General features: G+C 34.5%; 15 protein-coding genes. 1 reads left to right on the top strand and 14 read right to left on the bottom strand.

All coding sequences use genetic code 11. The features are described from left to right. Window positions 1–30: 30 nt before the first annotated feature. The 8 genes from SLH52_RS00150 to SLH52_RS00115 all read right to left on the bottom strand — a co-directional run bounded on the left by SLH52_RS00150 (window position 31) and on the right by SLH52_RS00115 (window position 7,688). A complete protein-coding gene (locus tag SLH52_RS00150; RefSeq protein WP_320207292.1) occupies window positions 31–957 on the bottom strand; it encodes a YybS family protein in 927 nt (308 codons plus the stop codon). Between the two features lie 356 nt (window positions 958–1,313). Continuing rightward, the gene (gene rpsR, locus SLH52_RS00145; protein WP_214482814.1) at window positions 1,314–1,553 is read right to left on the bottom strand and encodes a 30S ribosomal protein S18; all 240 of its coding nucleotides are present in this window, start codon (window positions 1,551–1,553) and stop codon (window positions 1,314–1,316) included. Window positions 1,554–1,622: 69 nt separating this feature from the next. Further along, entirely contained in the window at window positions 1,623–2,126 is a 504-nt protein-coding gene (gene ssb / locus SLH52_RS00140) for a single-stranded DNA-binding protein (RefSeq protein ID WP_320207291.1), read from the bottom strand. A gap of 55 nt (window positions 2,127–2,181) precedes the next feature. Next, complete coding sequence (gene rpsF / locus SLH52_RS00135; RefSeq protein ID WP_214482812.1) at window positions 2,182–2,469, bottom strand: 30S ribosomal protein S6; 288 nt, start codon at window positions 2,467–2,469, stop codon at window positions 2,182–2,184. A gap of 479 nt (window positions 2,470–2,948) precedes the next feature. Continuing rightward, entirely contained in the window at window positions 2,949–4,049 is a 1,101-nt protein-coding gene (gene ychF / locus SLH52_RS00130; protein ID WP_320207290.1) for a redox-regulated ATPase YchF, read from the bottom strand. Between the two features lie 81 nt (window positions 4,050–4,130). Further along, on the bottom strand, window positions 4,131–6,134 hold the full coding sequence (locus SLH52_RS00125; RefSeq protein ID WP_320207289.1) for a molybdopterin-dependent oxidoreductase: 2,004 nt from the start codon (window positions 6,132–6,134) through the stop codon (window positions 4,131–4,133). 75 nt (window positions 6,135–6,209) lie between these two features. Then, window positions 6,210–6,407, bottom strand: a complete 198-nt coding sequence (locus SLH52_RS00120; protein WP_320207288.1) for a DUF951 domain-containing protein — start codon at window positions 6,405–6,407, stop codon at window positions 6,210–6,212. Between the two features lie 261 nt (window positions 6,408–6,668). Beyond that, a complete protein-coding gene (locus tag SLH52_RS00115) occupies window positions 6,669–7,688 on the bottom strand; it encodes a hypothetical protein (RefSeq protein WP_214482808.1) in 1,020 nt (339 codons plus the stop codon). Window positions 7,689–7,780: 92 nt separating this feature from the next. On the opposite strand from SLH52_RS00115, the gene yyaC reads away from it, so the two are divergent. Beyond that, entirely contained in the window at window positions 7,781–8,380 is a 600-nt protein-coding gene (gene yyaC, locus SLH52_RS00110; protein WP_320207287.1) for a spore protease YyaC, read from the top strand. A 235-nt stretch (window positions 8,381–8,615) separates the two neighbouring features. Here the strand turns inward: yyaC and SLH52_RS00105 are convergent, their stop codons facing one another. The 6 genes from SLH52_RS00105 to mnmG form a co-directional block, all read right to left on the bottom strand. Further along, window positions 8,616–9,329 (bottom strand): DUF554 domain-containing protein, encoded by a 714-nt coding sequence (locus SLH52_RS00105; protein WP_320207286.1) that lies wholly within the window; start codon window positions 9,327–9,329, stop codon window positions 8,616–8,618. 83 nt (window positions 9,330–9,412) lie between these two features. After that, on the bottom strand, window positions 9,413–10,264 hold the full coding sequence (locus SLH52_RS00100) for a ParB/RepB/Spo0J family partition protein (RefSeq protein ID WP_320207285.1): 852 nt from the start codon (window positions 10,262–10,264) through the stop codon (window positions 9,413–9,415). Then, entirely contained in the window at window positions 10,257–11,018 is a 762-nt protein-coding gene (locus tag SLH52_RS00095; RefSeq protein WP_214482804.1) for a ParA family protein, read from the bottom strand. Before SLH52_RS00095 ends, SLH52_RS00100 begins: the two co-directional genes overlap by 8 nt. A 424-nt stretch (window positions 11,019–11,442) precedes the next feature. Continuing rightward, window positions 11,443–12,288, bottom strand: a complete 846-nt coding sequence (gene noc, locus SLH52_RS00090) for a nucleoid occlusion protein (RefSeq protein WP_320207284.1) — start codon at window positions 12,286–12,288, stop codon at window positions 11,443–11,445. Window positions 12,289–12,394: 106 nt separating this feature from the next. Further along, window positions 12,395–13,111, bottom strand: a complete 717-nt coding sequence (rsmG, locus tag SLH52_RS00085) for a 16S rRNA (guanine(527)-N(7))-methyltransferase RsmG (RefSeq protein ID WP_320207283.1) — start codon at window positions 13,109–13,111, stop codon at window positions 12,395–12,397. 384 nt (window positions 13,112–13,495) lie between these two features. Next, complete coding sequence (mnmG, locus tag SLH52_RS00080; RefSeq protein ID WP_320207282.1) at window positions 13,496–15,385, bottom strand: tRNA uridine-5-carboxymethylaminomethyl(34) synthesis enzyme MnmG; 1,890 nt, start codon at window positions 15,383–15,385, stop codon at window positions 13,496–13,498. Window positions 15,386–15,408: the final 23 nt, after the last annotated feature.

Below are 15,408 nucleotides of genomic sequence, written 5' to 3'. Positions count from 1 at the left end.
AGCTCCTAAATTTTAAGATATATGCGCCCATTAGCGCTTAGATACTATTCTTTTCCGCAGGTCGAATCCTATATCAATTATACCTAATAATCGAATAATTGGTATAAGAAACAATGAAATGATAAATACAAACAATTGAACAACTTTGGAATAGCCTTTATGGTGTAAGAAGTAAAATAATAAAGACATACCTTGAATAATCATTAGTAGTTGCAAAATGAAATCAATATTTATCATTGGAAAAAATAAACTTGATTCTTCTTCTATAACAAATGACATAATGATCGTAATTAAATAATACCAAATTACACTTTTGGGCAGCATAAGATCTCGAAAAGGTGGCCACGGTTCAATACTTACATTAAAACGCTTAATAATCGGTATTGAAACAATTAACGAAATGAGCGCAAATAAAAACGCAGTCATAACAAAAAAACTCGGTATTAAGTATTGTAATAAATCTATTGTTGCTTGAAATTGCTTAAGGACTTGCTCATTTGCATCTTGTCCTAAGCCCTCCATCATGTTTGTAGCCATCGTTATTGACTCATTCATCAATAATGTCATTTCATTTATGAAATCAATTTTGAACAGCAACATGGATCCAACATAAATAAATGTAATATTAATTAAGTATATGACCGTTCCAACTAACAGTGTCATGTAATGACTTTTCTTTTCCTTTATTAAATACCCTGTAACAATACCACCACTTGTAAACATTAATGCTAGCGGTACTGCCAATATTGAACCAACAGCTATTGTTAATAAAATAGCAGGTATAATTAATATTATGCCATTTCGCAAACCATTTCTAATCGTAAAAAGCATAATTGGTAGTGGAAGAAAAAATATTGATACTGATCCAAGGAATGGTATGTACATTGAAATGAACACTAAAATAATAAAAATTGCTAGTAGTATAGCTCCTTCTGTTAATACTTTCGCATTCTTCACAATTCCACCTCATGTTAGCTTAATTTCTTCATTTTCTTCACTTACTATATCAATTCATAATTAGTACGTAAAGTAAATGCGATTGCTCAGTCTCAGCAATAGAGTATGGTGCCTAGTTAACCAGCAAGCACTGAAGGCACTTCATATGAAGGCTTTGGAGTTGGATATAAACAACGTTCGTTTTACATAAGGCTATTTTCAGACAGACAGACGACAGATCGTCAATGCGCGTATTTATACTGCGTACGACATAATCACTAAAGCTATAACAGCCTGAGGAACAAAGACTTAACATAAGTATGTACCTATTTAAGAAAGGAAAAAGCAGCAAGGAACCCCCGCTGCTTTAAAAATTATTATTCACCTGTAACATAAGGTAGTAATGCCATTTGACGAGCGCGTTTAATAGCAATAGTTAATTTACGTTGATATTTAGCGCTTGTGCCTGTAACACGACGTGGTAAAATTTTACCTCTTTCTGAGACAAACTTTTTAAGTACATCAATATCTTTGTAATCGATGTGCGTGATACCGTTAGATGTGAAATAACACACCTTACGACGTTTAGCACGTCCTCCTCTGCGTCCTCCTGCCATTGTTCATCCTCCTTTCTATTTCATTTATATATACACGTTCAAGAATAATCGAATAAACTACTCAGCAAATTAGAACGGCAAATCGTCATCAGAAATGTCTATAGGCTGTCCATCATTTGCAAACGGATCGTCATTTACTCGAGTAAACCCTTGATTATTATTATTATTACGTTGGTTCTGATTTTGTCCAAATTGCTCGTAGCCACCTTGGTTTCCTTGGTGATTATTGCCTGCAGGTCGCTGCTCATTACCTGATCGCGGCTCTAAAAATTGCACACTTTCAGCAACTATCTCAGTTACATATACGCGTTTACCGTCTTGTCCTTCGTAGTTGCGTGTTTGAACACGTCCATCTACTCCAGCTAAGCTACCCTTTTTCAAGTAGTTTGCGACGTTTTCAGCTGGTTTACGCCATACAACACAATTAATAAAATCGGCCTGTCGTTCACCTTGCTGATTTGTAAATGTTCTGTTGACAGCTAACGTAAAGGTTGCAACTGCTACTCCACTTGGAGTATATCGTAATTCTGGATCTTTCGTTAATCGTCCGACAAGAATTACACGATTCATCATCAGAACCACTCCCTTTAAAGAACCTCTATTTTACAGAGTTTCTTTCAATTTATATTTATTCTTCTTCTTTTACAACGATATGGCGAATAATATCTTCACTAATTTTTGCTAGGCGATCAAATTCGTTAATCGCTTCAGCATTAGAAGCTACTTGTAAAATCATATAATAACCATCACGGAAATCATTGATTTCATAAGCTAGACGGCGTTTTCCCCATTCTTTTACTTCAGCAATCTCCGCACCTTTTTCAGTTAAAACGTTGCTAAAACGTTCAACAACTGCTTTCTTTGACTCATCGTCAATGTTTGGGCGGATGATATACATAATTTCGTATTTTCTCATCACAGTCACCTCCTTTTGGTCTGACGGCTCTCAAATGAGAGCAAGGAGCAATTGAATTAATTACTCACAATACGTGATTATAGCATATGGAGAAGAATATCGCAAGCGCCTTACAAATTTCTGATAAACATTTCGCCATTTCACATGAAGGTACTTTTTGTCCTCCAATGAAATGGCGAAGTAACCTCGAAGAGATAGACACTCGAGCTTCTTATTGTTAAATAAAATTAACCCTTGTATATACATTTAAGCGCATGCACCTAAAAAATCTTACAAAACACAATTATGTGAAGCCATTACTTTTACGTCGAGCTGTTTTCACATGATTGTGCTTGCCAACAAACACGCACATAACTAACGTTCGTGACATCTTTTCTTCTATAAAGCAAAGACAATGGCTATCACCATCATCTAGCTTCTCAAATTAAGTTAAAGTAGTAACAAAGTTTACGAAAAGAGCCTAAACGATAGATACTGTTTTACACATTAAATCGAAAGTGAATGACATCTCCATCTTGAACAATATACTCTTTTCCTTCCAAGCGAACATTACCAGCTTCCTTCGCCGTTGTCATAGAACCTGCCGCTAAAAGGTCGTCGTATGACACTGTTTCTGCTCTAATAAAGCCACGTTCAAAATCTGTATGGATGACCCCTGCACATTGAGGAGCCTTCATTCCTTTACGGAAAGTCCATGCTCTAACCTCCTGAACACCGGCTGTAAAATAAGTAGCTAGTCCAAGTAAGCTATAGGTTGCACGAATAAGTTGATCTAGGCCTGATTCTTCTATTCCGAGCTCTTCAAGAAACATTTCTTTCTCTTCCCCTTCAAGCTCAACAATCTCAGATTCAATTTTTGCGCATACTACGATGACTTCTGAATTTTCTCCTGCTGCAAATTCTCTAACTTGCGTTACATATTCATTGTTTGAAGGATCCGCGACTTCCTCTTCACTGACGTTCGCCACATATAGAATAGGTTTAATCGTTAATAAGTGTAGTCCTTTAACAATTTTCATTTGCTCTTCAGTAAACTCAACTGAACGTGCTGGCTTTTCATTTTCAAAAGTTTCCTTCAGCTTCACAAGCACCTCGTGCTCGTACATCGCTTCTTTATCTTTCTGCTTTGCCATTTTGCCAACGCGATCAATTCGTTTATCTACAGTTTCTAAATCTGCTAAAATTAGTTCTAAATTAATTGTTTCTATGTCTGCAATTGGATCCACTTGACCAGACACATGAGTAATATTTTCATCCACAAAACAACGAACAACATGACAAATAGCATCAACTTGTCGAATATGAGACAAAAATTTATTACCTAAACCTTCACCTTTACTTGCTCCCTTAACAATACCAGCTATATCTGTAAATTCAAATGCTGTAGGTACAGTCTTTTTCGGCTGAACAAGCTCCGTTAATTTCTCCAAGCGATGATCAGGTACTTCTACTATGCCTACATTAGGATCTATTGTACAAAACGGGTAGTTTGCTGATTCAGCTCCCGCTTGAGTAATTGCATTAAAAAGCGTAGATTTACCAACATTCGGTAGACCCACAATTCCTGCAGTTAAAGCCATTGTAATTTCACTCCTCTTATTTATCCGCTATCAATTCAGTCTTTCCCAATTATAGTGATTCCTAGTTAAAAAAACAAGGAGTTATATTTTTTCAATCGCTACAACACAATCAAACAAAGTGCTCCCCATCCCATTATCTGAAATACGATTTGGAGTGAGCAAATTAACACTTCCACCAAACTTACTCCACTGACCTTCATCTATATTAATTGTATTGCGATGGGCTTCTTTCAAAATTCGCACACGTCCCTCTAGTTCTCCACGTTCATTAAACACTTTTACAAGATCATCTTCTTGTAGTCTTTCTTTTTCAGCAACATCTTTTGATACCTCTACCTTAATTTCTTGCATAGAATCAATAAGATGATAGTGTTGCGAATGATTTGATCTCAATGGATGAATGGACAACAAAGTATATGGATATTTTCCAAGGAGATCTGGATTTTTTTGTTTTGATTCAAGTGGATAATCAATTCGTAACCGGCCATCAAAACCTTTTTGGGTTGCTTGTGATGAAGTAAATTCATACTTTCCACTTGCTGTCATAAACTTCTTATCACTCCAAGGAACATGATCAATAGGTAAAGGTAAATGATCATACTTTCTTAATCTCTCAAGTGTAATACCTTTTGTAACTAAATCTCCTAACCCAATATTAATAAATTGTTCTCTATCAAATGCAAAATCATCTGCAAAACTTAAGCGTTTTGCCAACTCTGTCCATATCATTAATTCCGATTTTACTTCACCGGGAGGCTCGACTAATTTTGAACCATAATTCACGTAATGATGATACATAGACGAATAATACACGTCCTCTTCTTCAAATACGGTCGTAGTTGGTAATACATAATCAGCCATCTGAGCAGTATCAGTCATAAATTGTTCTACAACAACTATCGTGTCTACCTTTGAAAAAGCTTGTTTCACTCGATTTGTATTTGGTACTTGTGTAACTGGGTTTCCACATGTAACAAAGACCATTTTAATAGGCGGATCATTAGCTAAAAGAATCCCTTCTGCTTGTTGCATCATGGTAAATGTCCTTTTATGATGTCTGCGATTTGGCAATGACAGTGCATTTATGTCAAAGCTTTCACCGACTTGCTTATTAGCAAAATTCACACCTCCACCAGGAATACCGATATTACCACTTATTGCAACCAAAGCATCGATCAAACGGATCGTATTCCCTCCATTTGTATATCTTTGCATACCTAAACCTAAATAAGTCATTGTTGGCTCATTCGCATATATATGAGCTAATTTTGTCATAATATCTTTCGATACATCTGTAAGCTCTTCAAGTTCATCTAGTGTTATTTCTTCAAGTATGTTCAGTAAATCACTATAGCCAAGCGTATGGTCATCAATAAATTGTTGATCTTGTAAATTGAGGCGCACGATCTCTTTCATAATACCTATCGCTAACAAACCGTCCATACCAGGCTTAATCGAAACATATTCATTACTTAATTTTGCAGTTGCATTTGACATTGGATCAATAACTATAATATTCGCACCTTGCTTTTTGGCTTTGGTTAAATTAGCGTATAAATGCATGTTCGTACGCGCTACATTTCTACCCCAAATCACTATATTTTTGCTATTAAATACGTCATCTGGACTATGACTATATGAATCACCGAAATCCCAAGTTTGTGCTTCTATGCCTGCTCCCCAACAAATGCTACCTGTTAGTTCCGTAACTCCTCCATAGCAATTAAAGAAACGTTTATCAAGGTTTGTTAACAATCCACTATTTGAGTAATCATGGCTATGAAGTACTGCTGTCGTACCGTATGTTTTCTTAATAGCAGCTAGTTTATTAGAAATTTCATTTAGCGCTTGCTCCCATGAAATTCTTTGAAACGTCCCATTCACTTTTTTTAGTGGATATTTTACTCTTTCATTAGAATTTGCTCGGTGTTCAAGCATCCTACCCCTTCCACAAATTTTACCTTTTGTAATCGGGTGATCTTGATCTCCTTCAATTTTTACAACCATATTATTTTCAACTGTTACTTCAAAACCACAACTATCCCAACAATTTAACGGACAAGCTGTTTTATACTTTACTCTCACCTTCGTATCACCCTTATAAGAGGTTATTTCAAATTAGCATGTTTTTTTACTAACTAAAGTACGGATAACTTTAAATTATTCCTCATATTTTTCAATAATTTTTTTCATTTTACGTGTGAATTCTTTTCTTGGAAGCATTACACTATGTCCACACCCTTCACATTTAATCCTAATGTCCATACCCATACGGATAATTTTCCATCTATTCACACCACAAGGGTGTTGCTTTTTCATTTCAACGATATCATTTATTCCAAATTGTTTATTTTCCAACTTACACTATCCTTTCATACATCTATTTTCATCATTTAACATGACTGTTTTCGCATTGATTGTTGTTTTTCATAATTAGAGCTACATACGATTATAACTATCGTTCGTGGCATCTTTTCTTCTGTACAATGATGACTAACAACATAAAACCACTTTTTATAGTTCTAACTTAATAACAATAGCAACAATGTTTACGAAAAGAGCCTTTAATATTCAGGAAACTGCTTATAGTAAAGTCGATACTACTATATTACCAAGTTTTCATTCCCATTTATACCGATTTGCAATAGGATGGATCAATATTGCTGCAAGCAAATATAAATTTATGACACCATAGATAGGATAGAGAACAGATACTAATGTAGCAAATCCAAATGACGTAAACGGAATCATAGTAATTAAAGTTAACAATGCAAGGAGCCAAAACGGGAGCTTTATTTTCTTTCGAAATCTCGTTGTTAAACCGAATATGCCAGAAGCAGCAGTTGTATAGATGGCTGACCATAATAAAAATGACATAATAATCAACATGGCATATGGAAAGTATTTCAATACTCCAAATAACGGAATCTCATAAAGTATCATTTCACTAGCTATTTGTAATAATGACTGATTATAAATAAATGAAATAATCCCTAATAATAAGCCACTCCCTATACTTGCAATCCATGCCTCACCAACCCTTTTTATTTCTTTACCAATTGCTGAAAGAACAGCAACTAAAGGTAGAATATTTAATGCTGTAAAAGTAAATGCAGACGGCCAATTTGATTGTTCATTAAGATTGAGATTAATACTTTGTCCATTTTTATATAAAAACAGAAATAATGTTACCATTAAACTAATAATTAAAATCGGTAGAATAAAAATATTAATGGATACAATTCCTTTTAAATCCCATATAAACAAGAATACAAGCATGAAGCAAAAAATTAATATTCCTATCCAATATGGAATCTGTAATATTTCTAGTGTAGCTCCTCCACCTGCAAGCATAACAACAGTAGTAGTAAATAAATATAATATTATCATCCAATCATATGCTAAAGATAATCGTTTACCTACTAGTCTTTGCAAGACAGGTAGAAAATGTTCAGATTGCTCCTCGTAACTTATTTTCATAATGACAAAGCAACTAATGATAAATATTAAAGTAAAAATGATGATAGCAAGTCCACTTTCTTGTCCAAAAAACTGCCAAATCTCTCTTCCAGATGCATAGCCTGCTCCAATCATTGTGCCTAATATTAAAAACATCCACTTCAATCCAGACTTTAACATACTCATGCTCCCTCTTTTCATTTAACTATTTTATGTATAGTTTTAATTTTTCCTCCGTATACTGTTACTACTATTACAAAGGAGTGAAAGCTATGAATCTTAAACCGAAATTTTTAAATATTGTTAATGAAAGTACTCGTGTGTCTCATGAGGATGGTCACGCAATTAATAGCTTAGCAACAAAACTCCTTTCCTCCTTACCACAAGAAATTCAGCAACCAATTGTATTCGTCTGTATTGGTACCGATCGATCAACTGGTGATTCACTTGGACCATTAGTAGGTTCAAAACTTGAGGAAAAGAATTTGACTCATTTTCATGTATATGGAACGTTAGAGGATCCTATTCATGCTGTAAATCTGAAAGATAAGTTAATAGAAATTAATAACGCTTACCGGAATCCATTTATCATTGGTATTGATGCTTGTTTAGGGAAATTAAATAGTGTAGGTTATATTTCAATTGGAGATGGACCTGTTAAACCAGGTGCTGGGGTAAATAAAGAATTACCTGCAGTAGGCGATATTCATATGACGGGAATTGTAAACGTGAGTGGGTTTATGGAGTTTTTTGTCCTACAAAATACTAGATTACATATTGTCATGAGTATGGCTAAAACGATAGCAAATGCCATTAATGAGGCACACAACCAATATAGTTTAAAAGAACTATCATCTAGGTTCCTTCGCTAGTTCGTATAAAAAATCCTGCACCATATTAAAAAATGTACATGGTGCAGTCATCAATAACTTGTTGGCTGTTTTGCATAGATTATTATTTGTCATACTAATAATTAAACAAGATAGTGACATATTTTTTCCTTCTAATTTAAGAACTATAGCAACAAAGTTTATGAAAGAGCCAACTTGTTAAAATATTGTTGCAAGAATGGTTTTGTAGTTACAATTATCAACAAGATTCATTAATTTACGGTAAAATTGGCCAAAAATACAATACTGTCACAAATAATGATACAAACAACAGACTTGGTAACATGTTTGCAACACGGATTTTTGTTATCCCTAACATATTTAATCCTATAGCGATTATCATTATACCACCTGTTGCTGTGATTTCTACTATGAGTAATTCCATCAACTTTGGTGGTATCCATTTGTCGATTTGAGTAGCAAACATCGCTAATGAACCTTGATAAATAAACACTGGTATAGCAGAAAAAATTACTCCGACACCTAATGTTGTAGCCAATACAAAGCTAGTAAATCCATCAAGTATTGATTTAGTGAATAGTATATTGTGATCGTTTCTCAATCCACTATCAAGTGCACCTAAAATTGCCATAGCCCCTATAACGAATATTAATGTTGCCGTCACAAAACCTTTAGCAACTGCACCTTCATCCTTTGTCCCTATTTTATTTTCCAGCCATTTACCTAACAAATTTAATTTGTCATCTAAGCCCCAAAGTTCACCTAGTATTCCTCCTAGAGCTAAACTTAAGATTACAAGGATAAATTGTTCACTTTTGAGTCCCATCTGTATTCCTAATATGAAGACGGATAAACCAATCCCTTGTAAAACAGTCGTTTTCACTCTCTCTGGAATTCTTTGCATGAACATTCCAAATAACGTACCAACAACGATTGATACACAATTAATCACAGTTCCAAGTAATACCATTTCATATCCCCTTCTGGTTGCATTCACTATAATATAAAATAACTAATAAAAAAAAGCCACCGCTAATGATGGCTCATTGAAAATCATTTTGTAGGTGTATCTAATATATCTAATATTCTTTCTAAATCTTCCTCTGAGAAAAACTCAATTTCAATTTTTCCTTTTTTCTTATTTTGTTTTATGACAACAGGCGTCCCAAACCGATCACGTAATATTGATTCTCTTTCCCTAATAAAAATGTTCTTTTCTTTTTTCGGCTTAGATGTTTCACGTGGAACATCTTTATTAAGTTGTTGAACTAATTGTTCTAGTTGTCTCACATTTAATTGTTCATTTATCACTTTTTCAGCTAGTTTTTTCGTCTTTTCTTTATTTTTTAAGCCTAGCAAAGTCCTCCCGTGTCCCATTGTTAGTTTCCCTTCAGAAATGAGCACTTGGATTGATTTAGGAAGAGCTAACAAGCGAAGATGGTTTGCGATATGAGGGCGACTTTTTCCTAACCGCTGTGCTAACTGCTCTTGTGTAAACTCTAATTTATCAATTAAAGTTTGGTAAGCTAGTGCTTCTTCGATAGGAGTTAAATCCTCTCTCTGTAAATTTTCTAATAGAGCGAGTTCCATAATCTGTTGTTCTGATAAATCTCTAATAACAACTGGCACAGTTGATAAATCAGCCTCTTTAGCAGCCCTAAATCGACGTTCACCTACAACAATTTCAAACCCTTTAATGCTTTTCCTAACAATTAGTGGTTGTAATATTCCGTGCTGTAGGATAGACTCTTTTAGTTCGTCGATTGCCTCTGGTTGAAATGTTTTTCGAGGTTGATATGGATTTGGTCTTAACTCGTTAATTTTTACCTCTTGAACAATTTCTTCATTTCCCACATCCATACTTGCAAATAGAGCATTAATACCTTTTCCAAGACCTTTAGCCATTTGCAACCACTTCCTTTGCTAGATCTAAATAAACTTCTGCTCCTCTTGATTTTGGATCATATATGATAATTGGTTCACCATGACTAGGTGCTTCACTTAACCTTACATTACGTGGAATAATCGTTCGATATACTTTATCTTGAAAGTACTTTTTCACTTCATCAATCACTTGAATCCCTAAATTTGTTCTAGCATCTAACATTGTAAGTAGAACCCCTTCAATAGTAAGTTCAGTATTTAAATGTTTTTGAACAAGTCTAACAGTATTAAGAAGCTGACTTAAACCTTCAAGCGCATAATATTCACATTGTACAGGTATTAACACTGCGTCAGAAGCAGTTAAAGAATTAATAGTTAATAATCCTAGCGACGGTGGACAGTCAATAATTATATAATCATATTGGTCTTTAATACGTTCTAATGCCCTTTTTAAGCGCACTTCACGTGAAATAGTAGGAACAAGTTCTATTTCAGCACCAGCAAGCTGAATGGTCGCAGGTATAGCATACAAGTTTTCAACTTTTGTTGGGATTGTGACTTCTTCTGCATCAATATCTTCAACTAATATATCATAAATACACTGATCTACTTCTGCCTTTTCAATCCCTGCTCCGCTAGTTGCATTTCCTTGTGGATCAATGTCTACTAGCAAGACTTTCTTACCTATGTATGCTAAGCAAGCACCTAAGTTAACAGAAGTTGTAGTTTTCCCAACTCCACCTTTTTGATTAGCAATTGCAATTGTTTTTCCCACGATGTCACCTACCTTTAATTGAACATCAATTTTACCACTTCACTATTTTATCATGAAAATATGCTATTTTACTGTAATTTCGCAAAAAAATAAAACTCTTCCTCATATTACTATTACTTATTTGTCTATCATAATGGTTTTTAAATTGGGATCTATTCATGAAATTAGCTAACGAGAAGTTTTTTAATGTAGCTATGTTAGCATTGTACTGGAGAAAAGGTACAGTTACACATAAATTTTCTTAATATTAGTAAAAACAACTCCATAGCTAAAGAAAAGGCTTTGCTCTTAAGCTTTGTTGTAGTTATTAATATAGTAGGATGTGGTTTTTTCCGAGCTTCATCACTTAATTGTGGCAAAGGTGCTACGAACTCATGTCATAGTAAAAAACAACGAAAGAAGTAAAACCTCATGAGATGAGGTTTTACTTCTTTGGTATTTTTATTGTGAACTGATAGTATTCATCGAATTCTTCTTCTTCAGCATTTATAGATAATCCAGTGTCTTCAACCATAGATAACGATTGACGTATTGTATTTACGGCAATTCTCATATCTTTACTAAATGCCTTTCTACTAGCCTTCTTTTTAACATTTGATTGTTCTAATAGTTTTACAACACGATCTTCTGTTTGCTTGACATTAAAATGTTTCTCAATAATTTCATGTAATAACTGAATTTGTTTTCTTGGATCTTTTAATGCAATTAATGCCCTTGCGTGGCGTTCGGTAATTTTCTTTTCCATTAAAGCTTGCTGTATTTCATTTGGAAGCTTTAGCAAGCGTAATTTATTTGCAACTGTTGATTGACCTTTCCCAAGACGTTGAGCTAACGCTTCCTGAGTTAAATTATGTAATTCTAGTAATTTGGCATATGCTATCGCTTCTTCTATTGCTGATAATTCCTCGCGTTGTAGGTTTTCTATCAAAGCAACAGATGCTGTTTCTGTGTCATTATAGTTTTTTATAATAGCCGGTATCGTATCCCATCCCAATTGCTGAACAGCTCTCCATCTACGTTCTCCCGCAATGAGTTCATATTTTTGGTCATCTAATATACGAACGACTATTGGTTGGATAATTCCATGTGTTCTAATAGTTGAAGCCAATTCAGAAATTTTTTCTTCTGCAAATACCGACCGAGGCTGATATCGGTTTGGGATGATATCCGTTACGTGCAATTGTTTAATTTCTTCATTTTCTGTTGTTTCGATAATTTCTCTTTCTTCTTTTTCACTTAGTCCAAAGATTCGTGAAAAATGATGTTTCATATGATACACACCACCTTTTAGAAACTCCTCAATTAATATTCTCTATAAAAGGATAAAGTTCCTGCTATTACATTTTACTATTAAATGTTTCACGTGAAACATTCCATTATTCAATCGGTAACTTGTTTGGTGTTCCTGGCTTTCTTGGATATTTTTTTGGTGTTGACTTTTCTTTCTGAATAATAACAATATTTCGTTCGCTATTTTCAATTGGTAATAAAAAATGATGAACATCAATTAGTTTACCACCTAGAGTATTTATTGCTTTTGATCCGTTCGTTAGCTCTTCTGTTACTGAAGAAGCTTTTAATGCTAAAAACACGCCCTCTTTTTTAACTAACGGCAAACATAATTCACACAATACTGACATACGCGCCACTGCTCGAGCAGTTACAACATCAAAGCTTTCTCGTATTTCTGCTTTTCTTCCGAAGGTCTCAGCGCGATCGTGATAAAAGAAAGTATCATCCAAGTGCAGCTCATTAGCAAGATGCTGTAAAAAGCTAATTCTTTTATTTAAAGAATCAACAATCGAAATTTTTAAATGCGGAAAACAAATTTTTAAAGGAATACTAGGGAACCCTGCACCAGCACCTACATCACAAATTGACAGGTTTTTAGTAAAATCAAAGTGAAACGCAGCTGTAATTGAATCAAAAAAATGCTTCAAATAAACTTCTTGTTTGTCAGTTATGGCTGTTAAGTTCATTTTATTATTCCACTCAACTAATAACTCATAGTACAGCTCAAATTGTTGTAATTGTTGAGAGGATAACTTTATCCCTTGTTCATTCAGCATGTGCTGAAACTGTTCAATATTCATAATCAATTCCTTTCATTGCACAATTTCTCTGATTTACAACATGTCAAACGATGTTATCATAACACATTCGACTTATACAATGAATAGCTATTCTACTTGCTAAATAATTGTTTGACATGATTCATTATCAAGGCTGTTTCCCCATTGTTTGTTGTTTTTTATATTAGGATATAAAACTTGTATACAACTAGAGCTCTTGGCACCTTTTCTTCTGCAACATGATTACTAACATGTAAAGCCATTTCTTATAGTACAAATTTAATAGCAACAAAACGTAAAGAGCTTTGTATAAAAGCTCCCCTTTATCTCCACAGATGAACGCAACTATTTTTCCATTAGTGATGATAAAGGGACTTATATAGGATTAATGAAGTTTGCAAGGTATTATTCGTTCGACACTCTAGCTATTCTTCCTTGCTCAATATATACTAATAAAATTGAAATATCCGCTGGATTAACTCCTGAAATCCTTGATGCTTGCGCAACAGACAAAGGTCTTACTTCATTTAATTTTTGTTTTGCTTCATTTGCAATCCCAGTAATCATATCATAATCAATGTTATCTGGGATTTTTTTATTCTCCATTTTCTTTAAACGTTCTACTTGTTGTAGTGATTTTTCTATATACCCTTCGTACTTAATTTGAATTTCAACTTGTTCAGTAACCTCTTCATTTAATTCTTCTTCGTCAGGAGCTAAAACTGTAATGTCTGAATAACTCATTTCAGGTCTTTTTAATAAATCAGATGCACGAATCCCATCCTTTAGTTCACTACCACCAGCATTTCGAATATGTTCCTGAACTATATCACTAGGTTTAATAATAAATGACTGCAAGCGTTTTTTCTCTAGTTCAATTGCTTTTTTCTTAGCAATATAATGTTGATACCTTTCTTCCTGAATAAGGCCAATCCGATACCCTATATCTGTTAAACGCAAGTCAGCATTATCATGTCTTAATAATAGACGATACTCAGCTCTTGAAGTCAACAATCTGTATGGCTCGTTCGTTCCTTTTGTTACTAGATCATCAATTAAAACACCGATATACGCATCAGAACGACTTAAGATTAATTCTTCTTTTCCTAAAGCACGATTTGCTGCATTGATCCCAGCCATGATTCCTTGACCCGCCGCTTCTTCATATCCTGAAGTTCCGTTTATTTGACCTGCGGTGTATAGGTTTTGTATGTTCTTCGTTTCTAAGGTAGGCCATAATTGAGTAGGAACAATCGCATCATACTCAATTGCATAGCCTGCTCTCATCATTTGGACATTTTCAAGTCCAGGGATTGTGGAAAGTATTTGTTGTTGGACATCCTCTGGTAAGCTAGTAGATAAACCTTGTACATATACTTCCTGCGTATTTTTTCCTTCAGGCTCTAAAAAGATTTGATGGCGTGGTTTATCGTTAAAACGGACAACTTTATCTTCTATTGAAGGACAATAACGTGGTCCTGTCCCTTTTATCATACCTGAATACATTGGAGAACGATGAAGGTTATCATCGATTATTTTATGTGTATGCTCACTTGTATACGTTAACCAGCAAGGTAATTGGTCAGCCATTTCTTTTACAGATTCATATGAAAAAGCTCGAGGAACTTCATCACCTGGCTGAATTTCAGTTTTACTATAATCAATAGAATGACTGTTTACACGAGGTGGTGTCCCTGTTTTGAATCTAACTAAATCAAATCCTAGTTCCTCTAAATGTTTAGATAAATTAATGGATGGTTGTTGATTGTTTGGTCCACTAGAATATTTTAAATCACCTAAAATGATCTCTCCTCGTAAAAAGGTCCCAGTTGTTATAACAACTGTACTCGCTTTAAAAATTGCACCTGTTTGAGTGATAACACCAGTACACACTCCATCTTCTATAACTAATCGTTCAACCATCCCTTGCATTAATGTTAGGTTCTGTTCGTTTTCTAACGTTTTCTTCATCTCATGTTGATATAAGAACTTATCGGCTTGAGCACGTAAAGCTCTAACTGCTGGACCTTTCCCAGTATTCAACATTCTCATTTGAATATAAGTTTTATCAATATTTTTTGCCATCTCACCGCCTAAAGCATCAATTTCACGAACGACGATGCCTTTAGCTGGACCCCCTACAGAAGGATTACAAGGCATAAAAGCAACCATATCTAAATTAATAGTAAGTAGCAAAGTTTTAGCTCCTAGCCTTGCTGAAGCTAAACTTGCTTCACAACCTGCATGGCCTGCACCGATAACAATTACGTCATAATGACCTGCTTGATACCCCATTTGAGTACCCCCTTTATTCGATA

It is taken from the genome of Cytobacillus sp. IB215665 (genome assembly GCF_033963835.1).
Taxonomy (GTDB): Bacteria; Bacillota; Bacilli; order Bacillales; family SM2101; genus Nanhaiella.
The sequence above is the reverse complement of the archived record's forward strand: the minus strand, read 5'-3'. Positions and strand labels throughout refer to the sequence as shown.

What these genes read in the sequence shown, in the direction of transcription:
- rpsF (WP_214482812.1), bottom strand. Translation starts at nt 2,469, where the DNA reads ATGAGAAAATACGAAATTATGTATATCATCCGCCCAAACATTGACGAT.
- noc (WP_320207284.1), bottom strand. Translation starts at nt 12,288, where the DNA reads ATGAAACATCATTTTTCACGAATCTTTGGACTAAGTGAAAAAGAAGAA.
- rpsR (WP_214482814.1), bottom strand. Translation starts at nt 1,553, where the DNA reads ATGGCAGGAGGACGCAGAGGAGGACGTGCTAAACGTCGTAAGGTGTGT.
- rsmG (WP_320207283.1), bottom strand. Translation starts at nt 13,111, where the DNA reads ATGAATATTGAACAGTTTCAGCACATGCTGAATGAACAAGGGATAAAG.
- ychF (WP_320207290.1), bottom strand. Translation starts at nt 4,049, where the DNA reads ATGGCTTTAACTGCAGGAATTGTGGGTCTACCGAATGTTGGTAAATCT.
- SLH52_RS00115 (WP_214482808.1), bottom strand. Translation starts at nt 7,688, where the DNA reads ATGTTAAAGTCTGGATTGAAGTGGATGTTTTTAATATTAGGCACAATG.
- SLH52_RS00105 (WP_320207286.1), bottom strand. Translation starts at nt 9,329, where the DNA reads ATGGTATTACTTGGAACTGTGATTAATTGTGTATCAATCGTTGTTGGT.
- mnmG (WP_320207282.1), bottom strand. Translation starts at nt 15,385, where the DNA reads ATGGGGTATCAAGCAGGTCATTATGACGTAATTGTTATCGGTGCAGGC.
- yyaC (WP_320207287.1), top strand. Translation starts at nt 7,781, where the DNA reads ATGAATCTTAAACCGAAATTTTTAAATATTGTTAATGAAAGTACTCGT.
- SLH52_RS00100 (WP_320207285.1), bottom strand. Translation starts at nt 10,264, where the DNA reads ATGGCTAAAGGTCTTGGAAAAGGTATTAATGCTCTATTTGCAAGTATG.
- ssb (WP_320207291.1), bottom strand. Translation starts at nt 2,126, where the DNA reads ATGATGAATCGTGTAATTCTTGTCGGACGATTAACGAAAGATCCAGAA.